Source organism: Deltaproteobacteria bacterium (genome assembly GCA_003194485.1).
GTDB lineage: Bacteria > Desulfobacterota > Dissulfuribacteria > Dissulfuribacterales > UBA3076 > UBA3076.
The window spans coordinates 31377-49024 of sequence record PQXD01000011.1; the positions used below are offsets into that span (position 1 = coordinate 31377).

Below are 17648 nucleotides of genomic sequence, written 5' to 3' on the forward strand. Positions count from 1 at the left end.
TCCTCTCGCTTCCCGTTCAATGATTCTATGACGACCAGCCGGCAAAATCTGAAATCTATTATTGAGGCCATGTTATTTGTAGCGGACCGGCCTATTGGTTTAAAGAAATTCATCCAGCTTTTGCCTGAATATGACAGATATTCAATAATCACTACATTAGAGATTATCCAGAGGGAGTACAGAGACGGAAAATGCGGCTTTGAACTAAAGGAGGTGGCAGGGGGATTTCGTTTTCAGACCTGCAGGAGCTTGCGAAGCTGGGTGCTGAGGCTCAAGAGGTCGAGTCCGGTGAGGCTCAGCAAAGCAGCCCTTGAGACACTTGCCCTCGTGGCGTACAGGCAGCCGATAACAAGGGCGGAGATTGAAAGCGTCAGAGGAGTAGACACCAGCGGCACCCTGCATTTCCTGCTCGACAGAAATATCATCAGGATTGTCGGCAGAAAAGATCTTCCCGGCCGTCCATTGCTTTATGGCACGACCAGGCACTTTCTAGAGGTATTTGAGTTAAAGGACCTCTCAGATCTGCCGTCCCTGGCAGAAATGGCCGAGCCAGAACGCCGGACAAACGGGCCTCCTCAAATTCCGTTGTTCAGACAGGTCAGGGGTTGAATTTTATTTGAAATAAGGAGCAAGTATGTGCCAGTCCACAGTTTATCTAAAAAAGGCCGATACGGAAGAAGAGATATTGCGTGATGCAATCCTGGTAGAACACTGTCCTGAAGGGGTCAGAATACAGGGATTGTTTGATGCACCTAAAATCATTCCTGCCCGCATTGCCATCGTTGATCTGTTAAAGAACAGGATCATATTGGAGTCCCGGAAATAGTACCTTTTCAATCAACAATAGTTTAAGATAATATGTAACTGTTTGCGGATGGAAACTTGAAATTGGAAAGTAAATATTCGGTGAACCCGTTATATCCTGCCTTGAAGCGGTTACCTTTTTCCGGGTTTCAAAGCTCACTCATCGCAGACCGGAGAGGCAGTGCAATCCGGCCCGCTACCCAAAACCCCGAAAAAAGGCAAACCGCTCCTGCGGCAGGGGGCACGGATGGCAACCGTTCACTGGAGGGGATATTTCTTTGAACAGTTTAACGGAAGCCCCCGTAGTTTTCTCGGCTTTTGCTGTGGGGAAAACTGCATCGCCTGAGCGCAGCGTAAGGCGAATGCAGAGGGGGCAGGACATCCCCCATGTCAAAGGCCTTAAGAAAACAAGGGGCTGAAGTGTGAAGTGAAAAGAAATATCCCCTTCCCGTGAACGGTTTGCGGAATGGACTACGGGTTCACCGGATATTTACATTGGAAATCCGTGTATGTGAATGAGATTAAGGAGTTGCCATTTAATGACTGATTTGGAAAAGTTGCGTATCCTTCTTCCCCACTGGATTAACCACAACCAGGAACACATAGCAGAGTTCAAGAGGTGGGCTGAGTTATGTAAAGATTCAGACAACATCCGTCTGGCAGAAGCATTCAAAAAGGCGATAAACACCTCTGAACAGGTAACGAGAGAGTTGCAATATGCCTTGGATCTGGCCGGAGGTCCCGTTGAGGGTCCGGAACGCCATGGCCATCACTACGGACATGGTCATACTCATCACGAACATGGAAGGGATTAATGAGATACATAAGCACCCGCGGAGGAATTGATCCTGTATCCTTCACAGAGGCCGTAATGATGGGTCTTGCTGCAGACGGAGGGCTGTTATTGCCGGATCCCATCCCATCTTTGGATTCCGCGACTATTGACGCATGGAAGGGCCTGAGTTATCCGGAGCTTGCCTTGGAGGTCATGAGCCTCTTTGTTGATGATCTTTCAGACAAAGAGCTTGGAGCCCTCATCAGCGATGCCTATATCAAATTTGATACGCCTGAAGTCACCCCTGTTGTTAAAGTCGGCAAACACTATATCCTGGAGCTCTTTCATGGGCCCACTCTGGCCTTTAAGGACATTGCCCTGCAAGTTCTGGGAAATCTCTTTTCTTATCTTCTTAAGGAATCAGGTAAAAAAATGAACATCCTCGGCGCCACTTCCGGAGATACAGGCAGTGCCGCTATCTATGGGGTCAAAGGAAAGGATAATATTAACATCTTTATACTCCATCCCCAGGGACGGGTGAGTAAGATACAGGCCCTCCAGATGACCACTGTGCCGGAGAAAAATGTCTTTAATATCGGAGTGCAAGGCACCTTTGATGACTGTCAGGCCATAGTCAAGGCCATATTCAATCAGCTTGATTTCAAGGCTCGATATCATCTGGGCTCCATCAACTCCATTAATTGGGCCAGGGTCCTTGCTCAGGTCGTATATTACGTCTATGCCACGCTGAAAGTAAAAGAGCAGACAGGAGACGAATCAGTCAATTTCTCTGTACCAACCGGAAACTTCGGAGACATCTTTGCAGGTTATATAGCAAAACAGCTTATTCGACCTAATATAAAAAGACTGATCCTTGCCACGAATGAAAACAATATCCTGACCCGTTTTGTCCTCCGGGGCCGCTATACCAAAAGCGAAGTGATCCCCACCATAAGTCCCTCCATGGATATCCAGGTCGCCAGCAATTTTGAACGTTATCTTTATTACCTGTACAATCAGGAATCCGAAAGGGTAAGGCAGGCATTTATCCTTCTCGATAAGAAAGACGAAATTATCATTAGCCAGGAGGAACGGTCCCGGGTGAGAAAGGATTTTGCCTCTGCCTCTATAGATCAGGCCTCAACCATTGCAACTATCAGGGACACGTATAAGGAGACGGGCTATATTCTGGATCCCCACACTGCAGTAGGGGTAGCCGCGGCTGAAAGGCTGGGCCCTGATCTACCAAAGGGACCCACTATCTGTCTGGCCACCGCACATCCGGCAAAATTTCCTGAGGCTATACGCAAGGCCATAGGCAAGGAACCAGAGCGACCGGAATCATTAAAGGGAATTGAAAGCAGGCCCAGCAGATGCGAAATTTTACCTGCAGAGGTAAACGCAGTAAAAAACTATATTGTTAAGCAGGCACTTTGACCGATCAAATTCAGCCAAGCATCTAAACCCCGCTATGACCAAAGCCGCCTTCACCCCTTGCGGTTGCAGGTAATGAATCCACTTCTTGCCAGCTTGCATGCCAGATCCTGGCAAGGATCATCTGGGCTATCCTTTGTTTTCTTTTGATGGTGACAGTCTCCGGGCCAAGATTAATGAGTCCCACTTTTATCTCACCGCGGTAGTCGGCGTCAATAGTGCCGGGTGCATTTATTACCGTCAGGCCGGATCTGATGGCAAGTCCACTCCTGGGCCGGATCTGGAATTCATAACCATGTGGCAGGGCTACTGCAAGACCTGTGGGAACAAGACCTATTTCCCCCGGATGCAGGTGGATGTCGTGTTGGATCGCTGCAGCCAAATCCATACCTGCCGATTGCCTGGTAATATAATGAGGAAGAGGAAGATCAACCGCGTGGGACAGGCGTTTTATCTGTACGACTACAGGCAGTCCTTCCAGTGATCTGATGGACAGAGATTCTATCACATATTACTCACGAACTGTCCGCAAAGAATTTGTCAACTCCTCAGACCTCCCGGCCTCTTCATCCGGGACCGGCCCTAAACAAACCAGGGCAGGACCTTTTTCCAGGCACCGCGTTGCCATCTGCTTTATTTCCTCAGGAGTAACTGCATTAATTTTGCGGATTATTTCATCATAGGAGACGAATTGGCCCAGATTTATTTCATTTTTTGCCAGAAGCGTCATGCGGCTGTCCGTGCTTTCCGCAGAGAGCAGCAATCCACCCTTGACGTGATCCCTGGCGGCTTCCATCTCATCGTATTCAACAGATTGATCCGCGAGCTTTTTTAGCTCTCCGTGCATTAACTCAACCACATCTGAAAGCTGTTTGGCAGAGATGCCTGCATAAATTCCCAGCATCCCGGTATCCTGAAACGAAGAGAAAAAGGAATAGACTGAGTAGGCAAGTCCCCGCTTTTCTCTTATCTCCTGAAACAGCCGGGAACTCATGGATCCGCCGAGGATTACGTTAAGCAACAGAGAGGGATAGCGTTGGGGGTCTGAGGAGCTCGGCCCTTCATAACCCATCAGTACGTGAAGCTGTTCCAGGTCCCTTTGGTAAAATTTGACCCCGAGGTGAGGTACCGCCCTAGAGCGAGATGAACGGCCATTGATAGACGCCAGGTCTCCAAAAAGTTCGCTTATCTTGGCAACAAAAGGCTCGTGTTCCAGGTTGCCTGCTGCAGCGACCAGGACCTTTGGACCTACATAGGCATTACTCACAAACTCCTTCAAGGTCTGTGGCCTTATTGCGCTGACACTGTCAACAGTACCGAGAATGGATTGCGCAAGGCTGCTTCCGGGCCAGTAAAATCTGTTAAAAAGTTCGTGAATCAACTCATCCGGAGAGTCTTCAAGCATACCGATCTCTTGTATTATGACCTGACGTTCTCTTTCCATCTCCTTGTCGTCAAATCTGGAACGGAGAAAAATATCAGAGAATAAATCCAGCAGCCTGTCCAGATGGATATCCATTACCTTTGCATGGAAGCAGGTGATCTCTTTGGAGGTAAAGGCATTGGAAAAGCCGCCCATCTGGTCAAAGGCCTTGGCGATGTCCAGGGCGGTACGCCGTTCAGTCCCCTTAAAAATCATATGCTCGATAAAGTGGGAAATGCCCGAGTTACTGGCATCCTCATCCCTGGCGCCTACAATAACCCACACACCGACTGATACCGAGCGGACATTGGGTATGCGCTCAGTAAGCACGCGAATGCCGTTTGGAAGGACGGATTTATTGTATTGCTGCTTCACTTTTGAACAGCAGCTCCCTGCTCATCCATGGCAGCCTTGCGGCTGAGCTTGATCCTGCCTTGTTGATCTATACCTATGACTTTTACAAGGACTTCGTCGCCTTCGGAAAGTATATCCTTTACATTTTTCACATGCCTGTTCTCCAGTTGAGAAATATGCACCAGACCGTCACAGCCCGGCAATATCTCAACAAAGGCCCCGAAGTCCATGATCTTTTTTACGGTCCCGAGATAGATATCTCCGACCTCGGCCTCTTTTGTGAGGTCCTTGATCCTTTTTATGGCATCTTCTGCCGCCTCCTCTGAAGAGGAAAAGATGTTCACCTCGCCTGAATCATCAACGTCTATCTTTACGCCGGTTTCTGCTATTATGCCCCGTATATGCTTTCCGCCCGGGCCAATAAGATCCCGGATCTTTTCCGGATTGATATTGAGGGTGATGATCTTAGGTGCATATGGTGAAAGGTCTTTTCTGGGGTGATCTATCACTTTTCTCATCTTGTCCAGGATATAGAGCCTTGCATCTTTTGCCTGTATAAGCGCCCTGCTCAAAATATCCCGGCTTATCCCTGAAATCTTGATATCCATCTGCAGGGCGGTAATTCCTTCCTCTGTCCCCGCGACCTTGAAATCCATATCGCCCATGTGGTCTTCATCCCCCAGGATATCAGAGAGTATGATGACATTCCTATTCTCTTTTATAAGGCCCATGGCCACCCCTGCCACCATATCTCGAACAGGGATGCCGGCATCCATCATGGCAAGCGCCCCGCCGCAAACGGTAGCCATGGAAGATGAGCCGTTGGATTCCAGGACATCTGAGACAATTCGAATAGTATATGGAAAATCGTCCGCAGGAGGTACTACTCCGGCCAGTGCCCGTTCCGCCAGCACGCCATGGCCGATATCTCTTCGTGCCGGACCCCTTAGCGGCCTGACTTCGCCTACGCTGTACGGAGTAAAATTATAGTGCAGCATGAAGTGTTTATAACGTTGTCCTGCAGGGGATTCAATCCTCTGCTCGTCTTCAGAACTGCCAAGGGTTGCCACAGCCAGCACCTGGGTTTCTCCGCGGGTGAAGACCGCTGAGCCGTGGGTACGGGGGAGTTCTCCCACAGAGCAGGAAATCGGCCTGACTTCTTCAAAAGTCCTGCCGTCAATCCGGCGCTTTTCTTTTATGATCAAAGTACGCATCAGCTCCTTTTCAAGGTCTTTCAGGCACTCTGATATCTCATGCTCACGACCGGGATGGTCAGCACCCAACGCCTCCTGAACCTCTGTTTTAAGGCGCTTTATTTCCTTGTTTCGTTCGATTTTGGAAGGTATCTGTATGGCTGCAAGCATCCTCTCCCTGGCGGATTCCCTGACCCTTTTTATAAGCTCGGGGTCCGAATCGGGTTCAGGGACAGTCATCTTGGGTTTACCTGCCTTTTCAACGAGCTCATCCTGGAGATCGAACAATGGCGTCAGTGATTCATGACCGAAAAAAATCGCGTCCAGCACTTCCTGTTCTGAAAGCACTGCTGCCCAACCCTCTACCATGATTATCGCGCTTCTCGTACCTGCAACAATGACGTTAAAATCAGAATTCGATAACTGGGTCCTGGTGGGATTGGCTATTAATTTGCCTTCCACCCTTCCTACTCTCACGCCGGCAATAGGACCATCAAATGGTATGTCTGAGATACAAAGGGCCGCGGATGCCGCGGTAATGGCAACTACATCGGGATCGATCTCTGTATCCACGGAAAGCACCGTTGCTATTATCTGGGTATCGAACGCGTATCCATCGGGAAATCTGGGCCGAAGCGGACGATCTATCAGCCGTGAGGTGAGAGTTTCTTTTTCACTGGGTCTTCCGATCTCCCTGCGGAAATAATTCCCGGGAATGCGGCCTGACCCGTAGAACATCTCCTGATAGTCTACCATGAGTGGCAGGTAGTCCACTCCCTCCCGCACTTTACCAGAGGTCACCGCTGTCACCAGGACTACGGTTTCCCCCATTCTGGCCAAAATGGCACCGTTGGCCTGCTTGGCCAGACGTCCCGTCTCAAGGGAGAAGGTCATGTCATTTATCTGTGTCTTTAATTTTATCATCTCAATCAAACTTTACTCCAATTGGGGCAAAACCCCTCTGAGTTCATACTCCCAGCCTGCCGGCTTCCAGGGAGCATAAATAGTTAAATCGTATCACTTGCGGATTCCCAATTCCTTTATAACTTTCCTGTACCGCCCCACATCCCGGTTCTTGAGGTAATCGAGCATTCTCCTTCTCTGGCCCACAAGTTTTAACAGGCCGTGTCTTGAGGCATGATCCTTTTTGTGGATCTTGAAGTGCTCGGTCAGATAGCCGATGCGGGCACTCAACAGGGCTATCTGGACCTCGGGGGAACCGGTGTCGGTTTCGTGGGTCTGGAAACTTTCTATTATCTCTCTCTTACGTTCCGGATTCAAAACCACCTGTCTCTTCCTCCTTCACCAAATTACTATTTGATCTCTGATTCTAATCTGCAACAGCACATTTCCCGGGCCAAATTTTTATAGGGCGCAGGATCTTATGGTTATCCGTTTTCAGCACTGTGGGCCATGTCACTACAGACACCAAATCTTTTCCCTGAGATCCTGAACCATTCTTTGAGAAAGGCGCCCTGCAAAGAAGAAGCCGCAGATAAGGCAATTCCGGATCTGACTCATGGTCTTGCGACTCCATCAGCTCTCTGAGCCTGCTCACTAAAATCGGACGTCCATTCCTTAAATCCGCTGCCATATCAATATCTATCTCAATGGCAGGGATGTGGGCCAGTGCCTTTTCAACAGGAATAAGAACCCCTGAAGGTCCTTTGCTTTCAAGAATTTCATCAAGGGTCTCAATTTTCAATGCCTGCCCTATGTCAAAAGGCCCGCTTCGAATCCTTTGCAGGCCCTTTACATGAGCACCACAGCCCAGATCAGATCCGAGCTCATTTACAAGTGACCTTACATAGGTACCTTTTGAGCAGTGCACTCTGAAGTCCACCTCTGGCAGCCTCATTTCAAGGATCTCGAACGAGAATACCTGCACCGGCCTGGATTCCTTTTGGACCATTATTCCCTGACGCGCGAATTTGTATAACGGTCTTCCTTTATGCTTGGCTGCAGAGAATGGTGGAGGCGGCTGGAAAAGCCTGCCCGTAAATTTTTTGGCTGCGTTTTGCAAAGAGACCAGATCAAGGTCCGAAGGTAAGGGCCTTTGTTCCGTGACCCTTCCTGCTGCATCGTAAGTATCGGTAGTCACTCCCAGAAGCATGGTCCCCTGATATACCTTGTGACCCGCCATAATGAACCGGACGATCTTTGTTGCACGTCCCAGGCATATGGGCAATACACCTGTGGCAAGCGGATCAAGGGTACCCGCATGTCCGGCTTTTTTGACCTTAAACCTCTTGCGAACTTCCTGAACCATTTGGAAGGAAGTCATGCCGGATGGCTTGTCCATTACCAGGATGCCATCACGCATCGGCCGTTTCCGAGTCCTCAAAACAGGCATTTATTTTTTTCAACAGGACCTCTCTGATCTCGGCTGCTGTCCCGGTCTTACGGAAACCTGCTGCATGAAAGTGCCCTCCGCCTCCGAATTCCTTGGCCAGTTCTGCTACATTAAAGAACGACTTTGACCGCATGCTGACAGATACCTGCCCGGCATGGACCTCTTTTATGAAAATGGCAACTTCTACTGTATCTATGCACCGGACATGTCCTACAAAATCCTCTGTGTCGTACTCTGTTGCACCGCAGATACGAAACATCTCCGGAGTGGCCTGGAGAAGTCCTATCTTGCCATGTCCCTTTACTTCGAGGGTCCTTAATACAAGACCTAAAAGGCGTTGCCTGTGCAAAGAATAATTCTGATAAAGCTTGCTTGCAACGGCATAGGGATTTGCGCCGTGTGCCACGAGATCGCCAGCCATCCGGAAAGCTGTCTCGTCGGTATTGCTGTGACGGAAACATCCTGTGTCCGACAGTATGGCGGCATAGAGATTAGTGGAGATGTCTTCTGTTATGGGCCATCCAAGTCCTTTGATGATCCGCATGACTATGGCACCGGTGGCAAAAATGTCTGGAGATATATAAGTGATGCAATGAGGGTGTTTTTTCCCCCGGTTCCGGGTACAGAACTGGGCCTGGCCCAGATGATGATCAAGAACGACAATAATTGAGGCCTGCTCTATCAATCTTTGTGCCTGCTTTCCCATCCTGTCGGGCTCGTTGCAATCAAGGACCACCAGGGTAGTATTTTCAGGCAGCGGATTAGCTACTTCACTGACCAGGTATTGAGAGCCAGGGAGAAATTGAAGTGTATTCGGCACAGGGCCTTCTACAAAAAGGGTCACATCCCTGCCTGCATCCTTAAGGGCAAGACCCAGGCCCAACAAAGAACCCAGGGCATCTCCATCCGGCTTGACATGACAGGTCAAAAGCAGACGATCGGATGCATTGACAGCATCCACCACTGCCTTCAGTTTCTTGGTATCCTTGGGTAAAACCCCGGTCTCAGTTGTCTTCAATTTTCTACCTGTTGGCCGGTTCGCACACTGGCAAGGAGTCTCTCAATCTTTTCCTGGTAATCCAGGCTCCGGTCCAGTTGAAAGCGGATCTCAGGTATCCGCCTCAGGTCAAGGCGGTGTCCCAGAATTTGCCGTATGAAGCCTTTAGCCTTATTCAGCCCTTCCAGCACAGATTCCCTTTCAGACTCACTTCCAAGAACCGAAACGAAAAATCTTGCGTAACAGAGGTCCTCCGAAACCTTTACCTGCATTATGGTCACCAATCCATGTACCCTTGGATCCTTGATTTCACTGAGCAGTATGTCTGCCACTTCTTTTCTGAGGAGATCCTCTATTCTTCTGGAACGTGGGAACCCGTGGGGCATGATCCTCTTGTCTCCTTATTTTCCCATGTGAATAATCTCGATATTTGTGTCAGTAACCTCTACCGGACAAGTTTTTTCTATGAAATCCAAGATCTTGTCCAGTACAGAGTTGATTGCCGGACGGCTATTTCCTACCGCTGATATTCCTATCTCTGCATTTTGCCATACATCGTGCATGGCTATTTCTGACACAGCCACATTGAAACGACTGCCCACCTGCCCGATCAAACTCTTAACCACGCGCCGTTTCCCTTTCAGCGAATGGTTCCCGGGCATTCTTACCCTGAGCTTGATTATTCCTACAACCATTTATCGGCATCCTTCATTCACCGGATATTTACCACTGGTTTGCACTTTCTTCAAAAAAACGTACATTATCAAATTGAATACGGATGCTGAAACTGGAAATTCGAAATTAGGCAACATATCTGCATCTTTTTGTTTTCCCCAATTTCAAATTTCACATGTAAATATCCGGTGAACCCGTAGTCCATTCCGCAAACCGTTCACGGGAAGGGGATATTTCTTTTCACTTCACACTTTAGCCCCTTGTTTTCTTAAGGCCTTTGACATGGGGGATGTCCTGCCCCCTCTGCATTCGCCTTACGCTGCGCTCAGGCGATGCAGTTTTCCCCACAGCAAAAGCCGAGAAAACTACGGGGGCTTCCGTTAAACTGTTCAAAGAAATATCCCCTCCAGTGAACGGTTGCCATCCGTGCCCCCTGCCGCAGGAGCGGTTTGCCTTTTTTCGGGGTTTTGGGTAGCGGGCCGGATTGCACTGCCTCTCCGGTCTGCGATGAGTGAGCTTTGAAACCCGGAAAAAGGTAACCGCTCCAAGGCAGAATATAACGGGTTCATAAGAATATTTACTTTCACATTTCTTTCTCTCTGGCATCAGATATAGATTCTCCGAGGACAGGGGTTTCTTCTCTCATTATATAAGTCTCTATTATGTCCCCTGTCTTTATGTCATTGAACTTTTCAAGGCCTATTCCGCATTCATACCCGGCCTGGACTTCTTTCGCGTCTTCTTTGAAGCGACGAAGAGATGCTATCTTGCCTTTATAAGTTACCACGTTGTCTCTTAAAAGCCTGGCCTTGGCATTTCTTTTGATCAAGCCTTCCAGCACATAGCACCCTGCCACTGTACCGACTTTGCCAATGTGGAAGACGTCACGAACCTCGGCGCGTCCCATGGGCTCTTCCCTGTAGACAGGTTCAAGCAAACCTGCCATGGCATCTTTAATTTCCTCAATGGCATGGTAAATGACATCGTAGAAGCGGATGTCCACATGTTCATGTTCAGCTAAGGCCTTTGCCTGTGGGCTGGGCTTTACATTAAAGCCTATGATGCTGGCATTTGAAGCAGATGCCAGCAAGACGTCGGATTCAGTGATGGCCCCGATACCGCTCCTGACGAAATTTACCTTTATCTCTTGGGTACTGAGCTTGTGCAGTGCCTCTGCAAGGGCCTCCACAGAACCCTGAACATCAGCCTTGAGCACTATATTGAGTTCCTTGAGTTCCTCCTCCCGGAGTCTTTCAAAGACATTTTCCAGACTTACTTTGCTGCTCCTGAGCAGTTCCTTCTCTCTTATCTTGCGCTGGCGATACTCAGCCACCTCTCTGGCCTTCTTGTCGTCAGAAAGTACCGTGAATTCGTTTCCTGGCTCAGGCACGCCGGAGAGACCCTGGATTTCCACTGGCATGGAGGGACGGGCAGCCTTTATCCTTTCATCCTTGTCGTTGAGCATGGCCCTCACTCTGCCGTGATGTATACCACAGACGAGAGCGTCACCTATATGCAGTGTACCTTCTGAGACCAAAAGGGTAGCCACGGGACCACGCCCTCTGTCCAGCTTGGCTTCTATCACGTGACCTCTGGCAGGCCGCTTGGGATCTGCCTTGAGCTCCATCACCTCGGCCTGGAGGGCCATCATCTCAAGCAGTTCTTCTATTCCCGTTTTTTCTTTGGCAGAGATGTTGATGCAAATGGTCTCTCCGCCCCAATCCTCAAGAACTAATCCCAGTTCAGAAAGTTGCCTTTTTACTTTTTCCGGATTAGCCCCCGGCTTGTCGATTTTGTTGATTGCTACAATGATAGGGACCCCGGCTGCCCGGGCGTGATCTATGGCCTCATGTGTCTGGGCCATTACACCGTCATCCGCCGCTACCAGCAGTATCACGATATCAGTAACCTTGGCTCCGCGAGCCCTCATGGCTGTGAATGATTCATGGCCCGGGGTGTCCAGAAAGACTACCTCCTGACCAAAGGGAAGTGTGACATGATATGCGCCTATATGCTGGGTGATGCCGCCTGCCTCCTTTGAAGCCACATCTGCTTTACGGATGGCATCCAGGAGCGTGGTCTTTCCATGATCTACGTGGCCCATGATTGTGACCACAGGGGGTCTTGGCACAGGCTCGCCCTCCCGGACATCCTCTGTGTGGACCAGGTCCTCAGCCACAGACTTCTTCTCCAGTTCATAGTCAAACCCAGAGGCCACGATGCTGGCTACGTCGTAATCGACAGACTGATTAACTGTGGCCATTACGCCCAGGTCCATGAGCTTCATTATGACGTCTCCCGCCCTGACGCCCATCCGCTTGGCAAGCTCACCCACCTGAATAGTCTCGTATATGGCAAACCTTCGTTTGCCTGCCTTGGGAGGGGCGGTACTGGGCTTAAGGACAACTTCCTCCTTTTGTGCTGAATCGCCGTAATCCCTGGAAATTTCCTTTTTTTCCCGGCCGGATACTGTTATATCAATCTCCTCCGCAAGAATTTTGTTTATATGTTTCTGTTTTTCCTTCCACTTCGGAGTAACCCGGCGTTTTTTGAGCGGCTTTTCCAACTCCGACATCTGGACTACTCTCTTGCCCTTCTTTTTGCTTTTTTTTTCAGGAACTGCAGAGATATCAATTAAGGGAACCGGCGGTTCCTTAGAGAGTTCATCCGGATGGAGAGGTAATGTGGTCCGGCGAGCATGGCTTTCTGGTTTATCGTTTTTTTGACGGGAGATTTTAATCCTCGGCAGATCGAGGATCTTTACAAAGCTTTCGGGTTTATCAGCCCTGGTCTTTTTTACAGTCTTGGGTTTATGGGTGGTCTCGGGCAGAGCAGGCTGTTTTTCAGGTACAGATTCTTTATCTGATCCTGATGCAGTTCCGGTTACCTCCTGTCCGGATTCGATTTCTGGCCGTTCTCTTTCAATAGTCGGGGCTTCCTCCACGGCCTTAATTTCTTCCTCTTTCCCGGCGACAGGAGCAGCCCCCTGCACCTCTTCTTCTGTTCCCGCAGCCTTATCCGGTTTATCTGTAGTAGTTTCTGGTTCTGCCTCAACTGGTTTTTCAGCCTCTTTTCTCTGTACCTCGACAATAGTCTCGCCTTTAGTCTCAGTTGAACGAACGATTTTTTTGAGGATAATTTTCCGGTGCCTGAGACGCACCGTGGTTTTTGGCTCGGCCTCCTGCTTTTTCTTTGCCGCCGCATGCGCCTCACCCCTCAGTTTGCGGCGGATATCCCGGGCCTCATAGTCCTCAAGTGTACTCATATAATTCTTGATGTTGTAGCCAAGATCAATAATCTTGGCCGCCATCTCTTTACTGGCTACCCCGAATTCTTTGGCCAGCTCATGAACTCTGATTTTAGTCATGCCCCTTTTTTAAACCCCCGGCAATATAACTCTTTTAAAAGAGCCGTTCAGGTCCTCATGAATATATCATGGATCGGCCTGTTCATCTTCTATCGCTTCCGGCTGCTTCACCCCGGTATCTGCCTCTTCAGCATGGACCTCCTCTTTTCCCTCTTCCTTCAGTTTTTTGGCCTCTTCCACCAATGAGCTGATCAACTCCATGCTCAGGTTGGTCTTCTGCGAGAGTTCATCAGGATCAGCCTGGGCAAGAAGCTCGAGTGAAGTGGCACCAAGGTCATAGATCTTGTCCGCTATGTTCTCTGTTACAGCAGATATCTTTAATAATGAGTGATAACCAGGATCCTGGTAGTGTTGATAGCGGGTCTCACTTATCACATCTATTCTCCAACCCATGAGCTTGGCTGCAAGACGTACGTTTTGCCCTTGCCGTCCGATGGCAAGAGAAAGCTGGTCATTCGGCACGATAACTTCCAATGACTGGTTGGAATCGTCCACTATAACTCTGGAACACTCGGCCGGGGCCAGGGCATTGTAAACATACTTTGCAGGATCAGGGCTCCACGGTACTATATCTATCTTTTCGCCCCTGAGTTCCTGAACCACTGCCTGGACCCTTGATCCCCGCATACCCACACAAGCTCCTACGGGGTCCACATCAGACTCACTGGCGCTGACAGCGATCTTGGATCTGCTTCCAGGCTCCCTGCTCACTCCCATAATGTGAACTATTCCCTCTGAGATTTCCGGTACTTCCAGTTCAAAAAGCTTGACCAGAAAATCCGGATGTGTCCTGGATAAAACGATCTGGGGTTCTTTTTGCGTATCTTTCACTTCAATTATCAAGGCACGGAGCCGGTCGCCATGGCGGTAGCTTTCGCTGGAAATCTGCTCAAATGCAGGCAGGATAGCTTCTGTTCGACCCAGATTGATTATAATATTTCCCCTTTCGTAGCGCTGGATAATGCCGTTTACAACCTCGCCTTCCCGACCCTTGAATTCCTCATAGATAAGATCCTTTTCAGCAGTCTTCATCTTCTGGATGATTACCTGTCTGGCTGACTGGGCTGCTATTCGCCCCAGGGCTGAAATATCCATTTTGGTGCCGATACAATCTTCCAATTCACATTTGGAATCAAGCTCTTTGGCCTTTTTCAGAGAAATTTCCGCTTCTTTGTCATGGACTTCTTTTACTACTGTACGATACTGAAATACCTCAATTTCGCCCCGGACATCGTCAAAATTGACTTCCAGATCAAGATTGGCACCATAGCGTTTTTTGACAGCCGATTTGATTGCCTCCTCAAGCGCAGCAATAAGAATATTGCGGTCTAACCCTTTTTCCCTGCTTACCTGATCTATGATCATCTTGAGTTCTGAACCCATATTTTGTTTTATTCCTTAAATTTGCAATTTCTGGATCAACGGATCTAAATTATGTCTAACCTGGCCTTGGCTACAAGTTCAAAAGGGATATTAAAGACCGTTTTCTCTGTGGAAACAACTATAAAATTTTCCCTTGTCCCATGCAAAATGCCTCTGAAATTTCTACGGCCATCTATTGGTTCTCTGGTCTTGATCAAGACCTTCTGACCAGCGAAACGTTCAAAATCATCCCTCTTTTTTAGCGGTCGATTAATCCCTGAAGAAGATACCTCCAGATTGTATGATCCCGGCACAAAATCCTTCGCGTCCAGAAGGTCACCTACCAGCCGGCTTATGTCCGCGCAATCATCGACTGTCACTCCATCCGGTTTGTCTATGGTGAGCCTCAGGACAGTGCCTGAAGGCCCGCGGCCATATTCCACATCAACCAATTCCATGCCTGTATATACCACTACTGGTTCAATAAGTGCCCTTACAGCTTCCGCTTGTCGGTCTCTATTTTTTCTGTTAAGCACCATAAAAAAATAAAGTGGGCCAAGCCCACTTCATTAGCAGAGTATTATTGATATTTGTACGTTGCTACTTAAACGCCAAAAAACCCCACTAATTGAAGTAAAATCCTCTCATGCGACTAAATGTCAACATGAGCAGGTACAAACCTCAAAAAGGGTTGGAGCGGGCGACGGGGTTTGAACCCGCGACCCCAAGCTTGGGAAGCTTGTACTCTACCAACTGAGCTACACCCGCCTGTAATCTGTATTATATTAAGAATAAAATAAAAAATGTCAAGAATTTCGAGAAGGTAACGCCCGGAAATCTATTTTATTTAAGTGCTCATTATTTCAACAATAACCGTTTATGATCCATAAATATCCGGTGAACGGTTGCCATCCGTGCCCTGCCGCAGGAGCGGCTTGCCTTTTTACGGGGTTTTGGGTGGCGGGCCGGATTGCACTGCCTCTCCGGTCTGCGATGAGTGAGCCTTGAAACCCAGAAAAAGGTAACCGCTCCAAGGCAGGATATAACGGGTTCATAAGAATATTTACTATGATCCATGAGAGGTCATTCGTATATCTGATTGTCCTCCAGATTTACAATAACGGAAGAGACAAAACGGCCATCTATTGATACGTCTTCCGGTAAATCTCTCCATTCTTTATAAAGCGGCGTCAAGGATTCCTTTACCATTGAATAGAGCTTTTTGCGCGCAAGTCCCGTCTGCTTTGCAACAGGTCGTAAGGCCTCTACACAACGCCTGATTGTCTCTGGTGGTGGTTCATCAGGTCCTGAAGATTTCTTTTTCCCACTGAATGAAGGAATCATGCTATCCGGGAACCATATGCTTCTCAAGTAGTTGAGTTTCTCAGCCGAAATGGGATAAACCTTCAATTCTCCACCCAATGTCTTTTGGCCAAGGGCGGTCAAAAGGGCCTGGGGCAAAACAAGTTCGTTCGGATGCCCCAGGTTGGTTGAGTTCCAGGGTATCTCACGTGTCCAATTTTCATGCTGAGGTAATATACAGGCCATTAGGAGCGCCCATTCACCTACGGTGGTTATAAGATTTTCCACCGAGGTGAGTTCCGTCATATCACAAAATGGTCTATATTTGCTCAGGGCCGGGTCCCATAACATGGGACGTTCAGACAATAGCCCCTTTAAGGTATCTGCCCACGCCTCTGGCAGGTGGAGGAAATCCCTGGATACCAAGCCGGAGCTTACCAGGCTGCGGGCCTTTGCAGCCAATCTTCTGATCGCGGTATTGGCAAGCCTTATTATGTCTTCTATCACACCTGACTTCAGGACCTCCTCCGGGGACCTGCCTTCCGTTCTCCCTGCAACCTCCAGGCCCAAATTGAGAAGGGCTGCCACCTTTAAAAGGGAGTCACGCAAAGCTTCAGGATCATCGAGGTCAACTTCATCTACCATAAGGATCTTGTTTGCAGCGCCTGCCCATTCATGAACAACTCTTTCCATGATCCTTGTACCTGACAATTTTTCAATGGCAGTTCGGAGGACCGGATAGCTTCCCATGTATAGAGTAGGCACAAAGGCCGGCAGCGTGGTGTCAGGCCATTTTTCTTCTTCGGAGAAGGAAATTTCAACTTGTCTGACATAATTACCACGCAGAGGGGCGTAGATATCAAGGGCGTCATAATAGTCTGGAAGACCCCAATCTCCTATACGGGAACGCCGAAGACGAAAGGCATTTTCCAGGTTTTCGGCAGCACTCTCACCGATAATGGTCTCCAATACATCTCTATACAGACCGGGTGACACATCCAGGATCTTCACGAGAAAACGGTCCCAGATCGGCTGCAATGCATCCTTTTGGAAAGACACGAAATACACATTATCCAAAGTAAACAGGGGAAGCATGTCCTTGGCTTCCTGTATATCCATGTCATCAGGCCGCTTGTAAACCTGAATAAACGGCCTCAAAATGGCGGGGAGAAGTGTCTCATCCTTTTTTTTCAGCCACTGTAGCCAGGAAGCCATCGCATCTTCACCGGCTTCAAAGAGAAGCAATATCCACGTTGCTATTTTCTCAGGCAAGAGTTCAGCCTTATGCCACCAATCCAGATCGAAAATGAACTGCAACTGTTCTGCATTTGCTAAATTCAAAATGTGAACAGCATCCTGAGGTCCAACCGCCTTAACAGTCCAGAATAATTCCTCAACCGGCAATCCCTGCACAAGGGCCCTGCTCTCCCGGGACAGTATTATTATTTCCTGACGCCTCTCCCATGGGGCCATCAAGACCAAAGAGGCCTGTTCAGCAAGAGGCAGATCATTTATAAGTGCCTCGGCTTCAGCCGGGGGCAGGGTTAAAATTGAATGGGGTTTAATAATAGCCATCAAGTCTTTATTCCTTTTTACCGATAAAGCAGTA

General features: G+C 48.7%; 18 protein-coding genes and 1 tRNA gene. 4 read left to right on the forward strand and 15 right to left on the reverse strand.

Annotation, left to right across the window (positions count from 1 at the left end; translation table 11 throughout):
- Positions 1 to 27 precede the first annotated feature (27 nt).
- The 4 genes from scpB (at position 28) to C4B57_07535 (ending at position 3016) form a co-directional block, all read left to right on the forward strand.
- Positions 28 to 609 (forward strand): SMC-Scp complex subunit ScpB, encoded by a 582-nt coding sequence (gene scpB, locus C4B57_07520; GenBank protein PXF54309.1) that lies wholly within the window; start codon positions 28 to 30, stop codon positions 607 to 609.
- 25 nt (positions 610 to 634) lie between these two features.
- Positions 635 to 826 carry a hypothetical protein gene (locus tag C4B57_07525; GenBank protein PXF54310.1) on the forward strand — a complete coding sequence of 64 codons (192 nt, stop codon included), beginning with the start codon at positions 635 to 637 and terminating at the stop codon, positions 824 to 826.
- A gap of 517 nt (positions 827 to 1343) precedes the next feature.
- On the forward strand, positions 1344 to 1619 hold the full coding sequence (locus C4B57_07530; GenBank protein PXF54311.1) for a hypothetical protein: 276 nt from the start codon (positions 1344 to 1346) through the stop codon (positions 1617 to 1619).
- Positions 1619 to 3016: a threonine synthase gene (locus C4B57_07535; GenBank protein PXF54312.1), complete on the forward strand. Its 1398-nt coding sequence runs from the start codon at positions 1619 to 1621 to the stop codon at positions 3014 to 3016. Before C4B57_07530 ends, C4B57_07535 begins: the two co-directional genes overlap by 1 nt.
- 22 nt (positions 3017 to 3038) lie before the next feature.
- Here C4B57_07535 and C4B57_07540 read toward each other — a convergent pair whose 3' ends face one another.
- The 15 genes from C4B57_07540 to C4B57_07610 all read right to left on the reverse strand — a co-directional run bounded on the left by C4B57_07540 (position 3039) and on the right by C4B57_07610 (position 17614).
- The gene (locus C4B57_07540; GenBank protein ID PXF54361.1) at positions 3039 to 3485 is read right to left on the reverse strand and encodes a dUTP diphosphatase; all 447 of its coding nucleotides are present in this window, start codon (positions 3483 to 3485) and stop codon (positions 3039 to 3041) included.
- A gap of 39 nt (positions 3486 to 3524) precedes the next feature.
- Positions 3525 to 4811: a peptidase M16 gene (locus C4B57_07545; protein ID PXF54313.1), complete on the reverse strand. Its 1287-nt coding sequence runs from the start codon at positions 4809 to 4811 to the stop codon at positions 3525 to 3527.
- Positions 4808 to 6907: a polyribonucleotide nucleotidyltransferase gene (gene pnp, locus C4B57_07550; GenBank protein PXF54314.1), complete on the reverse strand. Its 2100-nt coding sequence runs from the start codon at positions 6905 to 6907 to the stop codon at positions 4808 to 4810. The genes C4B57_07545 and pnp overlap by 4 nt, the downstream gene beginning before the upstream one ends.
- Positions 6908 to 7000: 93 nt before the next feature.
- Complete coding sequence (locus C4B57_07555; GenBank protein ID PXF54315.1) at positions 7001 to 7270, reverse strand: 30S ribosomal protein S15; 270 nt, start codon at positions 7268 to 7270, stop codon at positions 7001 to 7003.
- Positions 7271 to 7313: 43 nt separating this feature from the next.
- Entirely contained in the window at positions 7314 to 8336 is a 1023-nt protein-coding gene (gene truB, locus C4B57_07560; protein PXF54316.1) for a tRNA pseudouridine(55) synthase TruB, read from the reverse strand.
- Complete coding sequence (locus tag C4B57_07565) at positions 8299 to 9354, reverse strand: hypothetical protein (protein ID PXF54317.1); 1056 nt, start codon at positions 9352 to 9354, stop codon at positions 8299 to 8301. The genes truB and C4B57_07565 overlap by 38 nt, the downstream gene beginning before the upstream one ends.
- Positions 9351 to 9719 (reverse strand): 30S ribosome-binding factor RbfA, encoded by a 369-nt coding sequence (locus C4B57_07570; GenBank protein ID PXF54318.1) that lies wholly within the window; start codon positions 9717 to 9719, stop codon positions 9351 to 9353. Before C4B57_07570 ends, C4B57_07565 begins: the two co-directional genes overlap by 4 nt.
- A gap of 15 nt (positions 9720 to 9734) precedes the next feature.
- Complete coding sequence (locus tag C4B57_07575; GenBank protein PXF54319.1) at positions 9735 to 10028, reverse strand: DUF503 domain-containing protein; 294 nt, start codon at positions 10026 to 10028, stop codon at positions 9735 to 9737.
- Positions 10029 to 10260: 232 nt separating this feature from the next.
- A complete protein-coding gene (locus C4B57_07580; GenBank protein ID PXF54320.1) occupies positions 10261 to 10614 on the reverse strand; it encodes a hypothetical protein in 354 nt (117 codons plus the stop codon).
- Positions 10592 to 13375 (reverse strand): translation initiation factor IF-2, encoded by a 2784-nt coding sequence (locus C4B57_07585; protein PXF54321.1) that lies wholly within the window; start codon positions 13373 to 13375, stop codon positions 10592 to 10594. Before C4B57_07585 ends, C4B57_07580 begins: the two co-directional genes overlap by 23 nt.
- 66 nt (positions 13376 to 13441) lie before the next feature.
- On the reverse strand, positions 13442 to 14758 hold the full coding sequence (locus tag C4B57_07590; protein PXF54322.1) for a transcription termination/antitermination protein NusA: 1317 nt from the start codon (positions 14756 to 14758) through the stop codon (positions 13442 to 13444).
- Between the two features lie 44 nt (positions 14759 to 14802).
- Entirely contained in the window at positions 14803 to 15276 is a 474-nt protein-coding gene (locus tag C4B57_07595) for a ribosome maturation factor RimP (GenBank protein ID PXF54323.1), read from the reverse strand.
- A gap of 153 nt (positions 15277 to 15429) precedes the next feature.
- A tRNA-Gly gene (locus C4B57_07600) sits at positions 15430 to 15505 on the reverse strand.
- A 90-nt stretch (positions 15506 to 15595) separates the two neighbouring features.
- Positions 15596 to 15814: a hypothetical protein gene (locus C4B57_07605; protein PXF54324.1), complete on the reverse strand. Its 219-nt coding sequence runs from the start codon at positions 15812 to 15814 to the stop codon at positions 15596 to 15598.
- Between the two features lie 6 nt (positions 15815 to 15820).
- Positions 15821 to 17614 (reverse strand): hypothetical protein, encoded by a 1794-nt coding sequence (locus C4B57_07610; GenBank protein PXF54325.1) that lies wholly within the window; start codon positions 17612 to 17614, stop codon positions 15821 to 15823.
- Between the last annotated feature and the right edge of the window lie 34 nt (positions 17615 to 17648).

Bases quoted from the DNA above. Each gene is read 5' to 3' on its own strand.
- scpB (PXF54309.1), top strand. From the start codon at position 28: ATGACGACCAGCCGGCAAAATCTGAAATCTATTATTGAGGCCATGTTA.
- C4B57_07525 (PXF54310.1), top strand. From the start codon at position 635: ATGTGCCAGTCCACAGTTTATCTAAAAAAGGCCGATACGGAAGAAGAG.
- C4B57_07530 (PXF54311.1), top strand. From the start codon at position 1,344: ATGACTGATTTGGAAAAGTTGCGTATCCTTCTTCCCCACTGGATTAAC.
- C4B57_07535 (PXF54312.1), top strand. From the start codon at position 1,619: ATGAGATACATAAGCACCCGCGGAGGAATTGATCCTGTATCCTTCACA.
- pnp (PXF54314.1), bottom strand. From the start codon at position 6,907: ATGATAAAATTAAAGACACAGATAAATGACATGACCTTCTCCCTTGAG.
- truB (PXF54316.1), bottom strand. From the start codon at position 8,336: ATGCCTGTTTTGAGGACTCGGAAACGGCCGATGCGTGATGGCATCCTG.
- C4B57_07570 (PXF54318.1), bottom strand. From the start codon at position 9,719: ATGCCCCACGGGTTCCCACGTTCCAGAAGAATAGAGGATCTCCTCAGA.
- C4B57_07575 (PXF54319.1), bottom strand. From the start codon at position 10,028: ATGGTTGTAGGAATAATCAAGCTCAGGGTAAGAATGCCCGGGAACCAT.
- C4B57_07580 (PXF54320.1), bottom strand. From the start codon at position 10,614: ATGCCAGAGAGAAAGAAATGTGAAAGTAAATATTCTTATGAACCCGTT.
- C4B57_07585 (PXF54321.1), bottom strand. From the start codon at position 13,375: ATGACTAAAATCAGAGTTCATGAGCTGGCCAAAGAATTCGGGGTAGCC.
- C4B57_07590 (PXF54322.1), bottom strand. From the start codon at position 14,758: ATGGGTTCAGAACTCAAGATGATCATAGATCAGGTAAGCAGGGAAAAA.
- C4B57_07595 (PXF54323.1), bottom strand. From the start codon at position 15,276: ATGGTGCTTAACAGAAAAAATAGAGACCGACAAGCGGAAGCTGTAAGG.
- C4B57_07605 (PXF54324.1), bottom strand. From the start codon at position 15,814: ATGGATCATAGTAAATATTCTTATGAACCCGTTATATCCTGCCTTGGA.
- C4B57_07610 (PXF54325.1), bottom strand. From the start codon at position 17,614: ATGGCTATTATTAAACCCCATTCAATTTTAACCCTGCCCCCGGCTGAA.